At 39.2% G+C, this 14,532-nt stretch carries 14 protein-coding genes; 5 read left to right on the top strand and 9 right to left on the bottom strand.

The window, feature by feature from the left end; genetic code table 11:
• Nucleotides 1-27: 27 nt before the first annotated feature.
• The 5 genes from ACH784_RS21250 to ACH784_RS21230 form a co-directional block, all read right to left on the bottom strand.
• Complete coding sequence (locus ACH784_RS21250; protein ID WP_404395809.1) at nt 28-363, bottom strand: hypothetical protein; 336 nt, start codon at nt 361-363, stop codon at nt 28-30.
• A gap of 207 nt (nt 364-570) precedes the next feature.
• Nucleotides 571-738, bottom strand: a complete 168-nt coding sequence (locus ACH784_RS21245) for a hypothetical protein (protein ID WP_404395808.1) — start codon at nt 736-738, stop codon at nt 571-573.
• Complete coding sequence (locus ACH784_RS21240; RefSeq protein ID WP_404395806.1) at nt 738-1,076, bottom strand: hypothetical protein; 339 nt, start codon at nt 1,074-1,076, stop codon at nt 738-740. Before ACH784_RS21240 ends, ACH784_RS21245 begins: the two co-directional genes overlap by 1 nt.
• A 5-nt stretch (nt 1,077-1,081) precedes the next feature.
• The gene (locus ACH784_RS21235; protein ID WP_404395805.1) at nt 1,082-1,405 is read right to left on the bottom strand and encodes a hypothetical protein; all 324 of its coding nucleotides are present in this window, start codon (nt 1,403-1,405) and stop codon (nt 1,082-1,084) included.
• A gap of 28 nt (nt 1,406-1,433) precedes the next feature.
• Nucleotides 1,434-1,763, bottom strand: coding sequence for a hypothetical protein (locus tag ACH784_RS21230; protein ID WP_404395803.1), 330 nt, complete (start codon nt 1,761-1,763; stop codon nt 1,434-1,436).
• Nucleotides 1,764-2,336: 573 nt separating this feature from the next.
• Here ACH784_RS21230 and ACH784_RS21225 point away from each other — a divergent pair.
• The 3 genes from ACH784_RS21225 (at nt 2,337) to ACH784_RS21215 (ending at nt 5,456) form a co-directional block, all read left to right on the top strand.
• On the top strand, nt 2,337-3,080 hold the full coding sequence (locus ACH784_RS21225) for a substrate-binding periplasmic protein (protein ID WP_404395802.1): 744 nt from the start codon (nt 2,337-2,339) through the stop codon (nt 3,078-3,080).
• 175 nt (nt 3,081-3,255) lie between these two features.
• Complete coding sequence (locus ACH784_RS21220) at nt 3,256-3,828, top strand: carboxymuconolactone decarboxylase family protein (protein WP_404395800.1); 573 nt, start codon at nt 3,256-3,258, stop codon at nt 3,826-3,828.
• 2 nt (nt 3,829-3,830) lie between these two features.
• On the top strand, nt 3,831-5,456 hold the full coding sequence (locus ACH784_RS21215; RefSeq protein ID WP_404395798.1) for an ATP-binding protein: 1,626 nt from the start codon (nt 3,831-3,833) through the stop codon (nt 5,454-5,456).
• Nucleotides 5,457-5,677: 221 nt separating this feature from the next.
• Here the strand turns inward: ACH784_RS21215 and ACH784_RS21210 are convergent, their stop codons facing one another.
• Nucleotides 5,678-7,858, bottom strand: a complete 2,181-nt coding sequence (locus ACH784_RS21210) for a fasciclin domain-containing protein (RefSeq protein WP_404395796.1) — start codon at nt 7,856-7,858, stop codon at nt 5,678-5,680.
• A 176-nt stretch (nt 7,859-8,034) separates the two neighbouring features.
• On the bottom strand, nt 8,035-8,331 hold the full coding sequence (locus ACH784_RS21205; RefSeq protein ID WP_404395794.1) for a DUF6482 family protein: 297 nt from the start codon (nt 8,329-8,331) through the stop codon (nt 8,035-8,037).
• A gap of 269 nt (nt 8,332-8,600) precedes the next feature.
• On the opposite strand from ACH784_RS21205, the gene ACH784_RS21200 reads away from it, so the two are divergent.
• Both ACH784_RS21200 and ACH784_RS21195 read left to right on the top strand, forming a co-directional pair.
• Nucleotides 8,601-11,810 carry a S41 family peptidase gene (locus ACH784_RS21200; protein ID WP_404395792.1) on the top strand — a complete coding sequence of 1,070 codons (3,210 nt, stop codon included), beginning with the start codon at nt 8,601-8,603 and terminating at the stop codon, nt 11,808-11,810.
• A gap of 304 nt (nt 11,811-12,114) precedes the next feature.
• A complete protein-coding gene (locus tag ACH784_RS21195; RefSeq protein WP_404395791.1) occupies nt 12,115-13,434 on the top strand; it encodes a serine hydrolase domain-containing protein in 1,320 nt (439 codons plus the stop codon).
• Nucleotides 13,435-13,501: 67 nt separating this feature from the next.
• Here the strand turns inward: ACH784_RS21195 and ACH784_RS21190 are convergent, their stop codons facing one another.
• Together ACH784_RS21190 and ACH784_RS21185 are read right to left on the bottom strand one after the other, a co-directional pair.
• Nucleotides 13,502-14,038 carry a DUF3833 domain-containing protein gene (locus ACH784_RS21190; RefSeq protein ID WP_404395789.1) on the bottom strand — a complete coding sequence of 179 codons (537 nt, stop codon included), beginning with the start codon at nt 14,036-14,038 and terminating at the stop codon, nt 13,502-13,504.
• Nucleotides 14,035-14,529 carry a chalcone isomerase family protein gene (locus tag ACH784_RS21185; RefSeq protein WP_404395788.1) on the bottom strand — a complete coding sequence of 165 codons (495 nt, stop codon included), beginning with the start codon at nt 14,527-14,529 and terminating at the stop codon, nt 14,035-14,037. Before ACH784_RS21185 ends, ACH784_RS21190 begins: the two co-directional genes overlap by 4 nt.
• Nucleotides 14,530-14,532: the final 3 nt, after the last annotated feature.

Below are 14,532 nucleotides of genomic sequence, written 5' to 3'. Positions count from 1 at the left end.
TAATATTTAGCTATTGATGAATTATTACTATCTACGGATATCCAGAGTGACGTATAAAACTTCGCATTTGCTAGTTCCTTCTTTCACTCTGACATGCACGACTTTATCTGCCATTTGCGCAGCTAAAAGTGCTGAATAGACTTCATTTTTATTTTCTGCTGTTGGTGGTAGGGTAAAATAAACGCCACTGACTGGCGTGCAGTTTGCTAGCTTTTCATCTCCTGGCATACCAATATAAATATCACCATCAGCGTTTACATAAAGCATTTGAATTTTGTCTATACAACCAGTTGCTGAGCAAGTTTCAGCAAATGAATAAAAAGGAGCAATTAACAAAGTGATAGTTAAAATAAGCTTTTTCATATTTATTTATCTTTTACTCGTGCTATTTAGGCTCTAAAACAATTAGTTTTAGCTTGCATTCTTTAGAGCTCAAACCACTCCAATCTTCAGCTTCGCTAGCGTATATTTTTACTTTTGCACCTGTGTGGTAGGCAGACAAAGCAACACTTAAAAGCTGGGCGTTACTGCTATTCGTTTTATCAATCCAAAAGCCCATAGGACAAAGGTCTATAGTGTTAGTGTCTGGGTTTTTAAGCGAATTTTGATTACACCTGAGGTGTAATCAGCCCAAGTCCAAATATCTTGAATTTGATAGTATGAAGCTGTAGACATAGAAAACGCTGGTTTAGTGAACACGATCAGCGTAATAAAGAGGATCTGTTTTAGTTTATTCATTACTTTATGAGCCCTATATAAACTGGCGCTGGCGTATTGCCATAAGTCGGTAAAGTGCCGCATGTTCCTTCGCCGTTATAATAAAAAATGACCTTTTTATTATTGACCTGTGCGTTTTGTAAAAGACCTACCCACATAGCGCAGGTTACTGGTTTCACTCCTTTCCAATCAGTATTTAGATTACAAATCACCGTGTAATCATTTCGACCAGAATGAAGAATGTTAATACCACCATTGCCATAAACTAATACACGGTTAACATCTACGGAGCAGTTAAAAGTTGCCTTTGCTGAAAATGAAGTAAAAAGAATAAGTAGAGTGGAAAAAAGTTTATTCATTGTTTTTAGTCGACCTCTTGTAAACCAGTAATGATGCATACTGTTTGATCGCTATCGACAACATATCGAAGTTTTTTATTTCTAGCTTTTGCAGATAATGCATAAGAATACTGTGCGCGGTTAAATTCTGTTCCATCCATATTTATTTGCCCACGGGAATAACTACAGTGTGATGCAAATTCATCTGAACGAATATAAGCAACACCGTTATTCATGTATAAAGACCATTTGGTAAGTGTTTTAGCCGGCCAGTAACGTTTTGCGTGAGTACAAAATGGTAAAACACCAATTATTATCAATAATAATATTTGGGTATTTTTCAAATCCATATCTCCTTATGGTTTTTTATTGTCAGAATTACTCAATCACTAAATATTTAAAGCCTCTGATCGAGTTATATGTTTGACCATCAAAGGTTACGCACCCATCTGAATACCCTGAGACTTTCTTTTCTGACATATAGGCTGCGAGCAACAACGAATACGCTTTATCGTAATTGCTATCGGAAGTTTTAAGTACAACAGCATTACTTCTTGTGCAATTATTTGGGTTTTCCCAATCTGTTGCATACATAAAAAAGCCACCAGTCTGAAAAGCAACTTTTGTGATTTTGTTTGAGTTTACAGGCCCTTTTGCTATGGCGAGATGGCTAATAGATAACAATAGAAAAGTTATTATTCTAACCATGTTATTAGCCTACCCTATGTACTTTAATATACCCATTGGCGCATTCGACACTATTGTCATAACCAATATTGACCCTTTCTTTCATTGAATAAGCGGTGAGTAATCTTGAAAGAAGCATTTCACGTCTATTTTGAGGAACTGTTGAAGGAATAACAAAGTAGTTACTTTTACATTTTGGATGGCTTGTTGGCTGATTATTAAGTGTGAAATAGATATAGTCTCCGTCTGTGTATACATAAACACCTGTGAGCGTACCTTGCATATTATCGTTATATTTCGCGCTTGATGGTTGAGAATATAAACAGAAAATAATTAAAAATATTATGTAAAACTTTTCCATGATTACTAGGAGTTGAGTAAATTCCTTAATATTGGGTGCGCATGTTACCATTTAAAAGACAAATGTAAACAAAAAACCAACAAAACATTAATCACACTGTAAAAAATACGATTTTTTTACACTCCCTCCTAAGAATTAACCGTTCAGGCAAAATTGCTGTTGAGGTGAATACTTTCACTGAACTATATTTAAAAAGTTTTTTGATATATCCACCAATCGAAGAGCCTTTAAATATGTACAAAATAGTAACGCTTTTTACTCTGATAAGCTTTCATGTATTCAGTTGTGATTTACTTGTGCGTGTTGAAGATTACGCAGCTCAATCACATCGCGATGAAAATCAGCAATGGCAAGGCATTGATATCGAATTAACAAAAGCACTTTTAGCTCAAGCAGGATGTCGCCATCGGTTTGTACCTGTCCCATGGGGACGGGCTTTGCTCATGCTTGAAAGTGGTGAGTTAGACATGATGCTTAGTGTAAGTAAAACCGAAGCGCGTAAAGAATTTGCTACTTTTATTGGGCCGCAGCGAGTCGAAAGGATCAGAGTTGTCAGCAAAGCGAACCCGAGTGTCATTTTAAAAAACTTCGGTGATATTCTAAACACTCAGTTACCACTTGGCATACAAGAAGGTGCTTTTTATGGAGTAGAATTTAGTCGATTCATGAGGGAAGTTAAATCACCCGAGCAATACTTTTTTAAGGTACCTAATAATGACACCAAACTTTCTTTACTCATCAAAGACCGTATTTTCGGTTTTTTAGAAGAACAACTTAATGTTGAATACGAAATAAAACATCAACTTGCACCAAAAGATGCTTTTATTCACCCCTTAATTATCAATGAAGCGCCCGTATATTTTGCATTAAGTAAAAAATCAGTCTCGCCTGAACACTTAAAGCAAATCAAAAAAGCATTTGAGACACTTGATAAATCTGATGTTTTTAAGCAAATTTTAAATGCTTCTCAGCATTAACACCCCCGTTTTTGCTTTTTCTTCTTAGCTTTTGAAGTTTCAGAAAAAACTATCAGAAAATAAAGCATTAAAATCATAAAAAATTGTCATTTATACTTTTGATCTGATGAAAAAGGACTAACCTTTACTAAAGGGTAGTTATTTAACTAACATTTCAAAAAAGGAGTGCTTTGATATGGGAATTTACAACACGCTGGAATATTCAGATTCAAGCAATGAAGTCAAAGCAATTTATGATGATATATTTGAGCATTTAGGGAACGAAGGACTGGTTGATTACTTTAAAGTACTTGGCAACTATAACCCTCACATTTTATCGACGACTTGGGCGTTGTTTAAAAATGTTTTACTCACTGGAGAGCTACCAAGAGCATTAAAGGAGCTCGTATTTATTGCCATTTCGAACGAGCGGGAATGTGCGTATTGCACCTCTATTCATTGTGCAATGTGTCGATACCTCAACATAGACGATGAAACAATCAATCAAGTCTTACAAAAATCGTCTGATTTAAATCCGAGACGGGTAAAAGTCTCAATAGACTTTGCGGTAAAAATGGCAACGAACAGCGCATTAGTCACAGAGCAAGACCATCAAAATTTATTAGACAGTGGATTATCGAAGAATCAAGTGTTTGAGCTTATGTCGCTCGCCAGTGTGGTGAATTATTCAAACACCTTAGCCCAGGGCATGATGCTGGTCGTTGACGAAGATTTTGCAAATTTACTCAAAGATAATGTTGTAATTTAATTATGAATGGCAGTGTAATCGATTCTTATCAATTATCTTCGCTGATCGAACTGACCAGCAACCTCGCTGATGACAGCATGCATGCTGACTTATCATCACACAAAATACTATTAAATGCTGTAAACAAGCTCCTTTGGACCCTCAATTTTGACTATTGCCTAATGATAGACAATGACAATAAAGCTGAGTGTTTATATGGTGAGAACGAACACACGCTATGCCAGACAATCGAGAAGCTGCCAGTCAAAGAACTAAAAAATAACACCATAGTCCTAATAAACCAGCAACAGTATTATTTAATTTATCAAGTGCTACCGCTGGAAAATGAAAAATCCAACATTCTTATTTTTTTGCAACAAAACCAAGCTTTTAATTCATCTTCATTGATTATCATTGAGTTATTTAGTGCAGCCGTTAAGCGCTTATTGATTACCAAAGAGCAAGAGCATAAGCGACTTAAATTAAAAAACGAAGCCCAAGTTTTACTTCGCTCTAATCAGTTAAAATCTGAATTTTTAGCAAATATGTCTCATGAACTTAAAACACCGATGAATGGTATTTTGAGTTTAGTGAAGTTACTTCAAAGCACAGAGCTCTCTCAGTCTCAGTTGGACATGCTGAATACAATTTATCAAAGTACTGAAAACTTACTCGGTGTAGTAACTGACGTATTGGAATACAGTAAGTTAGAAACCAATAATATCAAACTGCTTGCAAGTCCATTTTCATTTCAACAGTTACTCAACGAGTTGTTATCAACAATCGAGCCTGAGTTGAAAAATAAAGGGTTAATATTAAAAAATAATATCGAAGCATCGATGCCGCAGCAGTTAATTGGAGATGCATTGCGAATAAAGCAATTATTAAATTATTTGCTTAGCAATGCAGTTAAATTTACTGAAAAAGGCAGTATTTCTGTTTTCGCTTATGGAGAAAAAACAGGCAACACACAATTTAAGCTACACATAAAAGTGACCGATACAGGCATAGGTATGAGCGAAGACGCCCAAAACTGGCTGTTTGAACCGTTTGTGCAAGGTGACAGCTCTACTACGAGGCAGTATGGTGGAACAGGTTTAGGCCTAGCTATTGCTTCTAAACTCGCCTATGCCATGCACGGCAATATAGAGGTGAAAAGCAAAGCTAAACAGGGCACCTCATTTGTTGTAACTTTGCCTTTAAAATTTGTGCCGGAAAGTGATCAAGATAAAATAAAACCAGCAACTTCAGAGTTGGCAAAGTCACAACTTCAACCGCACACAATATTGGTTGTTGAAGACAATCTTATAAACCAGAAAGTAGCAGGCTTGTTACTGCAAAAGCTTGGTTATACCTATGATATTGCAGAAAACGGACAGGTTGCACTCGATATGCTCGAACAGAAATATTACACCTTTGTATTTATGGATATACAAATGCCTGTTATGAATGGTTACGATGCGACTAAACGCATTATTGAACGCTATAAGAAACAACGTCCGACTGTTGTTGCTATGACCGCAAATACATTTAGTGAAGATAAAGAAAAGTGTTTAAGTATTGGTATGGATGACTTTATTGCCAAACCGGTTTCGGAACAAGAGTTTGTCAGAGTACTCAGTCATTACAAAGCTTCAGCTCCAAAATAATAAAGAAAATGCGCCTTCACCATTCCATATGCAAGACGCATCAAAGTCAGATTAAGAGCTGTACCAACCCACAAAAAGACTCAATTATTTTGAGTGATTAAACCTGATGATAGCTGCGTTAAAGATTTCTCATTTAGAACATCTAGATAACGAAATATCTACGGAGCTACCAACAGGGATTTATTTATTAAAATTCAACCTCTTAATTAAGCGGATTAGTATTATTTTACTTCAGTAATAACAGTGTCAATTAAGTGTACAACACCATTTGAAGTATAAATATCAGTTGTTGTGACATTCGAGCCTTCAATTTGCAAGCCAGAAGTAGGCAGTTTCACCGCCCACCAAAGGTTATTAAACCCGTCGCCTTTCATGTCACCAGATTCTGTATCTTGAACATACGTGTATAGCGGGCGACCAAGATAAGCAGCTTGCATCATGCCATCAGCTCTTTCAATTAATGAAAGACCTGGAATATTTGTGATCTCTTGTGCATTGGCAATAACAGGCGGCCAATTTTCAGCACATGCGTCATTACACTGACTCATCGCAGTTTCTAAGTCGTTATCGAAGACGTACAAGGTTTTACCTGGCATTTCACTCGCAGCACCAGTGGTTAAGGTACCTGTAGTTTTACTGTAAGTGATCGCGTCATTAGTAGTGTTTGAAACACCTGCAAAGTTTACTAATTTCACTGAAAGTTTGTTACCTTGCAAGGTTTCTACTTCAGCACCGTTTGCAGCAAACGCCGCATGGCTAGTGACTTCTGTTGACAAAACATGCTGTAAAAGCACAGCTGTTAATGCATCTTGGTCTGCAAGTAAGGAGTTTAATGTTTCAGCAGGTATTTTTTTGAATGCCGTATTCGTTGGCGCAAATACTGTGAAATTCGCATCAGGATTGTTTAGAGCATCAACTAAATCGGCTTGTTGAAGTGCTGTAACCAATGTTGAAAGACTATCAGTGCCAAGGGCTGTTTCAGCAACGGTTTTAGTTGGCTCACCCATTGCCTTTGGCGGCATAATCACTTTATCTATAACATGTATTACGCCATTGTCGGCCGTAACATTTGCGACAGAAACTACAGAATCATTGATGTACAAGGTGGTGTCTTTGTAACTAAGTGAAGCTTTATCATTGTTACCCATAGTAACAAAATTATCATCACTATTTGCGACCGTAACAGCACTGTCTGAAAGCACTTTTTGATCTGCCACTACGTGATAAAGCAAGGTATTTTTGAGACCTTCTGTATCGGCCAATAGTGCTTCAACGGTATCTTTGCCTAATGCTGAAAACGCCACATCAGTAGGTGCAAACACAGTAAAGATTTTAGTTGGATCGGCCATCACAGAATCTAAGCCTGCCACACCTAAAGCAGCTAATAATGTTTCAAAGTTACCATTTTCAGAAGCAACGTCTGCGATAGTGCCGTAACTTTCTGGGAGCGCTACATCGGCAATAATTACAGAATCAATGACATGAATAATGCCATTAGTAGTAACAATATCTTTTGTAACGATATTCGCACCAGAAAAAAGCAATCTATCAGTTTCTGGGTTAATTGTGATGTTTAACTCGTTTCCAAGTACAGTTTCTAGTGCTTGACCGTTGAGCGACATTGCAGCAACAGAATCGGCTCCAACTGCGAGTACATGCTGTTTCAATATATCTGATAGTACCGAAGGGTTTGCCAACAGCGTATTTATCATCTTCTCACCAACCGCGGCAAAAGCATCGTCAGTTGGTGCAAATACTGTAAATGTACCCGAGGGATCAGATAACACACTGTCTAAGCCTGTTCTTTCTAACGCCGCAACTAATGTTTTGAAGTTTCCGGCCGCTTTTGCGGTTTCGACAATATTAACCTCAGAAGTTGTGGATGCCGGAGGCATGAGTACAGCATCAATGACGTGAATAACCCCATTGTCTGCCATTACATCCGTTACCGAAACTGTGCTGGTATTTACTAATAAATTATCACCCGAAAGTGACAATGCTAGCTTGGCACCATTTACAGTATCAACCGTGCTACCAACGCTTGAAATTGCCGCTTCGGCATTCACTTCGCTGGATAGGACATGATAGGTTAAGATTTTACTTAACTTGTCAGTGTCAGCTAACAAAGCCGAAATAGTCTCTTCTCCAAGTGCTTCAAATGCCGCATCGGTTGGCGCAAAAACCGTAAAAGATGCATTTGCATCATCCAAGGTATCATCCAAACCCGTTGCTTGAAGTGCCGTAACAAGTGTCGTGAAATTACCATTGGCAACGGCCACGTCTACAATGGTATTTGCTTCTTTAACAGGGGGTGTAATAACTTCTTTGGTGTCATCATCATTACAACCGAATAACATCATTGACAGGCCAAGAATTGCACCCAGTTTTATTGTTCTAATCACTTCGACATTCCTCTTGTGTTTAAAGTTCATACAAGCTTACGGAGTGCTTTTTTTAATCGATCAGAATTTTTTAAAACTTTTTTAAAAAGAATTTAATAAATTTCACTTAATCAGAAATTAAGATTTTCGACACAAATAAAGGGAAATAAAAACATTTAGGCAAAATGTTTAATGTGTTAATAAAGCTGATTATCTCCTAGTGGCACTTCTAATAAGTTATCTGCTTTTTCAGGTCCACCAACCATTTCATCATAAGCACTCAATTGACGCATGACTTGCTTTTTGGCTTTGACGTTCTTGAGCTGTTTTTGGAGCACAACAAAGTTGTGACATTTCAATCGCTCTCCGCGCTCATTCGTTATCATGTATTCTTGGCCATCTATTACCGCACTGACGTTGTACAAAGCCAGATCTAACGAGTGATAAATTAATTTATCAACATAAAAATACTGCTCAAGTTTGCTTAACTTCATTCTTGAAACAACTCTTTAAAAATGATTGATTTCACTCTTATATACGTTGTTACAAAAAATTGGTTCATAAAACTTGCTATCCCCCCATAAAAGGAACAATTATTCTCACAATTGTTGTATCAAACTAGGCGTTTATTACATTGCTTTTATGAAATTGGTTTTGCCTCATTTAATAACCGACTCATCTAATCTTTACGCACTTTGTTTGAGAGCTTGTTACACTATCACTGAAAATTAAAACAAAGACCAAATCGAATAAGGAAACATCAATGCCATCAGCCAAGTATACGCTTTGTGCATTAGCTGTTTTAACTGCTCAAGCACATGCCTCTAAAAGCGAAGAGTGGTTTCTACACAGCAACATTTCTCCAGACGGTAAGCAAATAGCTTTCTCTTATAAGGGTGACATTTATACCGTACCAACTAAAGGTGGCACTGCTCGCCCTCTGACTTTACACAGTGATTGGGATGGTCACCCTGTTTGGTCTAATGATGGCAAGCATATCGCTTTTGCTAGTGATAGAAATGGAAATTTAGATGTGTATCTTATGCCATCATCGGGTGGTAAAGCTAAGCGTTTGACTTACCATTCAGCCAATGATGTGCCTCAAGATTTCGCCAAAAATGATAAAACAGTACTGTTCACATCTGCACGTCAAGATTCTAAAGACTCGACGATTTTTCCTACTGCACGCTTAACTGAAAGCTACACGGTGTCATTAAATGGTGGCACACCTAAGATGCTATCAACCATTCCAGCATCAGAATTACAGTTTTCTCCTGATGGCAAGAAAGTACTTTATCGTGATGAAAAGGCTTACGAAAACGAATTTAGAAAGCACGATGTATCTGCATTTGCTCGTGATGTTTGGCTACAAGATTTAGTGTCAGGCAAACACACCCAACTGACAACATTTGCGGGCGGCGATCACAACCCGGTTTGGGCTGATAACAATACTTACTATTATACGTCTGAAGAAAAGTCGGGTGCATTTAACGTTTGGCGCGCCGATTTAGATGGCGATAACAAAAAGCAAATCACTGACTTTAAGCAATTTCCTGTTCGCAGTTTATCTATCAGTGACAATGGCACGCTGGCATTTGTGCACCATGGCAGTGTCTATACCTCAAAAGGTGGCAAGCCTAAGCACGTTAAAATCAATATTGCCAATGATGTGCAAGAAGACGATATGATGCCAACCATGCTAGGTGGCAAAATCACCGAATACTCTGTCTCGCCAGATGGTAAAGAAGTGGCGTTTGTGGCGCGTGGAGAAGTGTTTGTTGCTAGCACAGAATTCGGGACGACACGCGCAATCACCAATACGCCGCAGCAAGAGCGTTCAGTGTCATTCCATAAAGATGGCAGAACCCTGTTATACGCTGCAGAACGAGGCAACAGCTGGGGGTTATATGAAACATCGATTGCCGATGAGTCAGAGCCTTATTTCTTTGCCGCGACTAAATTAAAAGAAGAAGTCGTTCATCAAGTAGATACAAATAGCTTCCAGCCTATTTACTCACCAGATGGTAAAAAAATTGCGTTTTTATCAGCTCGCGATGAAATTCAAGTTATCGATCGTGAATCTAAAAAAGTAAACATTGCACTGGGTAAAGAGCATAACTACTCGTATGCAGATGGCGATATCACCTTTGCATGGGCACCAGATAGTTATTGGATGACTGCGGATTTCGCACCAAGAAGTCGACTTTTTGTGACAAATATCGGCGTTTTCCCATCAGATGGTTCACAGCAACCTCGCGATATCAGCTTGTCGGGTTATAACGATACCTCACCTTCTTGGCATACCGATGGTGAAGCAGTGCTTTGGGCGAGTGCCCGTTATGGCCAACGTGATCACGGCAGTTGGGGCAGAGAATTCGACGTTATGGCCGCTTTCTTAACACAAGACAGCTATGACCGTTTTAGATTCTCTAAAGAAGAATATGCACTGCATAAAGAGCTAGAGAAAAAAGCCTCAAAAGCAGAAAAACAAGACGATAAGAACACCGAAGACAAAGCTGAAAAGCTTGAGATTGAGTGGGATAACATCGAACAGCGCACAGCGCGTCTGACTGTTCATGCGTCAGATCTTGGTCAAGCGTATTTAACAAAAGACACCAAGGCACTTTACTACTTTGCGCGTTTTGAAAAAGGCTATGACTTATGGCGTCATTCAATTCGCGATAGAAAAACAGAGTTGGTTGCAAAACTAAATGCACGCAGAGCAAGCATGACGTTTAGCGAAGATGAAAAGAACATTGTTATTCTTGCCGATGGTACGCTACGTCAAGGTAAAGTAGGCAACAAAATTGCGCTTAAACCAATTTCGACCAAGCCTGTGATGCAACTACAAGCTGCTAAAGAGCGTGAATTTATGTTCGATCACAGCTGGCGCATCATTGATGATAAATTCTATCGCGATGACTATCACGGCATCGACTGGGACCAAGTTGGTCAATCTTATCGTGCGAAAGTGACATCAGTGGGCCATGGTCGTGACTTCGCGAATCTATTTGCTGAAATGACTGGCGAGCTAAATGCATCACATATTGGTTCATCTTACCGCCCTGCCCCTAAGCCAACGGATGATGCTACTGGCCGTTTAGGTTTGTTTTTCAATGATGTGAACCCATTTATGGTTGAAGAGGTACTGGCTAAAGGTCCATTTGATAAAGCCAGCAGCAAGGTAAAACCTGGGGTAACGCTTAAAGCTGTAAACGGCGTTGAATTAAGCGAGTCACAAAACTTATTCAAGTTGTTAAACCACACTGCAGGTCAACGTGTACGTTTCACTTTTGCAGATGTTGATGGTGCGTTTTTTGATGAAGTCATTAAACCAACAAACAGCGGTACTATTAATAACTTACTGTACGATCGCTGGGTGCTATCAAGAGAAGCTCTGGTAGAAGAATTATCAGGCGGTCAACTTGGCTATGTGCATGTGCGTGGCATGAACGATCCAAGCTTTAGAGCCGTGTACTCTCGTCTTTTAGGTAAACATTTTGATAAGAAAGCCATTGTTGTTGACACTCGCTTTAATGGCGGCGGCTGGCTACACAACGATCTTGCAAAACTACTGAGTGGCGAAGAGTACTTCACCATGCATGTTCGCGGCCGTCAGTATCACGGCGATCCGCTCGATCAATGGAACAAGCCATCTGTGCTGCTTATCAACGAAGGCAACTACAGTGATGCCCATGCATTCTCTTACACTTACGATCAATTAGATTTAGGTGAAATGGTGGGTATGCCGGTGCCAGGTACAATGACCGCAGTTTGGTGGGAAATGGGGATTTCAGGCGACTTCCGCGCTGGTGTGCCACAAGTGGGCATTAAGAACACCAAAGGTGAATACCTAGAAAACAACCAAACCATGCCAGATCACCTTGTTAAGAATGACCCTCAATCAGTTGAACAAGGTCGTGATAAACAAATCGAAAAAGCAGTTGAAGTTTTACTTAAGAAAGTAGACTAAGCATAACTTATGTAGCCTGAGCTCAGGTTATCTAGGCCTTAGACATCACTGTTTAAGGCCTTTTCTTTAAATAAGCTATTCGTTCAATGCTGATGCTGATTAACCAGCAAACCCACCTCTTAAATGAATGACAGTAGTACCACACTAAATTTATTCATAATTGGTTCAGCTTTAATCCCTTAGTAATGCATGTTTTGTTACTTGATTAAGTTTCTTTAATTCAAGGATCAGGTGCTTCTTTACTGCAATAATAACAATTGAAGCAAAGGCTAACTTTCAACTACACATCAATTCAGGAAAACACATGCTTAGGACTGCTGTATTCATTGCCACTTTATTTGCCCCTCTTTCGTTCGCGAAACAAAATCCATTTAGCGAAACTCTCGCCTGTCATAGCTCTGATTCAAATCCCGGAGTAGCCGTCAGGTTAGAGCAATCAGGAGAAGTGATTTACAGCGGTGTAGCAGGTCTTGCAAATATACAACACAAACAACAACTCAAACTTGATGACGTTTTTCAAATCGGGTCAGTATCAAAGCAATTTACTGCTGCAGCCATTTTACAGCTCGCTGAGCGAGGTAAATTAAAGCTCTCGAATACACTTGGAAATTTCATTGAAGGCCTGCCAAAAGACTACTCACAAGTCACCATTGAACGTGTACTTAGCCATACTTCAGGTTTACCAAACTACAATAACGATGTCAGCGTCAGAAATAGATGGCATGTTTACACAAACTTGGATGACATCATAAAAAAGATTGTAAAACAGCCTGTTATAGCAAAATCGGGAGAACTATTTCACTACTCCAACACAGGTTATGTATTGCTTGGCAAAGTCATTGAAGTCGCTTCGGGTTTAACATACTCTGACTATCTCAAAACGCATATTTTCAAGCCTACACAAATGAATAGCTCATACGTCATAGAACGCGGTGAAGGCGAGACAGGAGTAACGGGCTACACCAGCGCTAATGATGCATCTTTCAAAGTAGACCGAAGCTGGGTGCATGCATCTGGCGCGATTGCTTCCACGCTTGAAGATATGAGCCGCTGGCATCAAGCACTCATTAATGGCAGAGTCATTTCGAAGGCAAGTTATGAAAAGATGATTACCCCAGCGCTTTTAAATAACGGAGAAACTTCGCCTTACGGATTTGGCCTCTATAATTACCCCATTAGCGGCAAAATGACCATTAACCACGAAGGCTGGATCCCAGGATTTATGACATGGTCAATTTACCTGCCAGAGAACGACCTCTATGCCGTAGCATTTAGTAATAATGATGCTAAGCATCCAGGGCCGTTAGTACTAGATTTAATTGCGAAACAATTAAAGTTATCACCTGCGCCAACCACTGATATTAATAAAGGTTTCACTGAAGACTTAATTGGAAAGTATCAATTCACTGACCAACGCATCATGACTATCTCACAAGAAAGTAGGCAGGTTTTTGCGCAAATAAATGACGAACCTAAGCGACGCCTAACCTTAAGAGCCGATAATGCATTTTCATTTGAATGTACCGAAAACTACTACAAACTGAGGAAAAAAAATGAAGTAATAACACTGACACCTGTTAGCCTTTATCGGGGTGAAGGTCAGCCTTTACGCAAAATACTTTAACTAACGTGAAATACTATAAAAATTGAATATATTGTAATTTCCAATGGATAGTTATTGAGAAGGTGACTTACACCTTCTCAATACTTAGCAAAACTTCACCTACTTTAAAACCAAACTTAATGATCTCAGTGCGATTAATTAAGCGGTTTTCATCCACCAAATACATCCAATCATCAAGGGTAACGACCAGAGGGTCGCCTTTATATTGAATTTCTAAGTCGTATCGCCAGTACAAGGCATTACCACGAGCTTGACCGTTTGCTTGACCAATTACATCATTCGCAGTGCCCGTATATTCTCCGTCTGCGGTTTTTGTTATTAGCCAAGTACGCGTGTCTTTTTCACCATCGTCATAAACAAACCACTCATCTAGTTTGCCTTTTAGCTGACCATTTTCTTGCAGCCAAGTGCCGATTAACTTCACGGTAAAGCTACGCTGAAATGCACCACTTCTGTCAAGCACCACACCATGAGCTTTAAGTTCGCCCTGAAAAAACTCCTCCAATTTAAGCTCTGGTGTTTTACCGACGTAATCATCAATATGATTGCTTGAACATCCTACTAAAAACATGAATCCTAAGATGAGTGTTAGCACTCTGATCATTTTTTCTCTCCAATAAGTTGCGTACGCAGTTTAGGCTCCGAGGTTTTTTCACTGAGCCAAATCGCGAGAAAGGCTTTGCCAAATTGCGGATCTTCCATACTGCCTATTTTGCGCGTTGCATCATAAAAAGCTGACGAGCCATCGGGGTGAACGCGAATAGTAAGCTGGCTACCCTCTTCGATATCGGGCCAGATTTGCTCAAGTTGCGTTGCCCAATTTGGAATAGATTCATTTTCATAACCAATGTGAACCCATTGATCTAACGTGGCTTCTATCAAGTCTTCTTTGTCTATGTCTCTTAGATAAGTGATTTTCAGCGCGATTGGAGAGGTGTCGGCTTGATAGCTGGGTGTTTGTCCGAACAATTCTGCTTTATACAGATCCCAAAACATCACAGACATTTGACCCTCACCGTATTTTGTAAGGTCTTGTACTGGTGAGGCAAAGCCGTTGAAAGAAAATAAAAAACAAATTAAAAAAATCACACGCATGAC

Source organism: Pseudoalteromonas phenolica (assembly GCF_044788725.1).
GTDB classification, from domain to species: domain Bacteria; phylum Pseudomonadota; class Gammaproteobacteria; order Enterobacterales; family Alteromonadaceae; genus Pseudoalteromonas; species Pseudoalteromonas phenolica_C.
This window is presented reverse-complemented; position numbering and strand designations above follow the sequence as displayed.

Bases quoted from the DNA above. Each gene is read 5' to 3' on its own strand.
- ACH784_RS21250 (WP_404395809.1), bottom strand. From the start codon at position 363: ATGAAAAAGCTTATTTTAACTATCACTTTGTTAATTGCTCCTTTTTAT.
- ACH784_RS21245 (WP_404395808.1), bottom strand. From the start codon at position 738: ATGAATAAACTAAAACAGATCCTCTTTATTACGCTGATCGTGTTCACT.
- ACH784_RS21240 (WP_404395806.1), bottom strand. From the start codon at position 1,076: ATGAATAAACTTTTTTCCACTCTACTTATTCTTTTTACTTCATTTTCA.
- ACH784_RS21235 (WP_404395805.1), bottom strand. From the start codon at position 1,405: ATGGATTTGAAAAATACCCAAATATTATTATTGATAATAATTGGTGTT.
- ACH784_RS21230 (WP_404395803.1), bottom strand. From the start codon at position 1,763: ATGGTTAGAATAATAACTTTTCTATTGTTATCTATTAGCCATCTCGCC.
- ACH784_RS21225 (WP_404395802.1), top strand. From the start codon at position 2,337: ATGTACAAAATAGTAACGCTTTTTACTCTGATAAGCTTTCATGTATTC.
- ACH784_RS21220 (WP_404395800.1), top strand. From the start codon at position 3,256: ATGGGAATTTACAACACGCTGGAATATTCAGATTCAAGCAATGAAGTC.
- ACH784_RS21215 (WP_404395798.1), top strand. From the start codon at position 3,831: ATGAATGGCAGTGTAATCGATTCTTATCAATTATCTTCGCTGATCGAA.
- ACH784_RS21205 (WP_404395794.1), bottom strand. From the start codon at position 8,331: ATGAAGTTAAGCAAACTTGAGCAGTATTTTTATGTTGATAAATTAATT.
- ACH784_RS21200 (WP_404395792.1), top strand. From the start codon at position 8,601: ATGCCATCAGCCAAGTATACGCTTTGTGCATTAGCTGTTTTAACTGCT.
- ACH784_RS21195 (WP_404395791.1), top strand. From the start codon at position 12,115: ATGCTTAGGACTGCTGTATTCATTGCCACTTTATTTGCCCCTCTTTCG.
- ACH784_RS21190 (WP_404395789.1), bottom strand. From the start codon at position 14,038: ATGATCAGAGTGCTAACACTCATCTTAGGATTCATGTTTTTAGTAGGA.
- ACH784_RS21185 (WP_404395788.1), bottom strand. From the start codon at position 14,529: ATGCGTGTGATTTTTTTAATTTGTTTTTTATTTTCTTTCAACGGCTTT.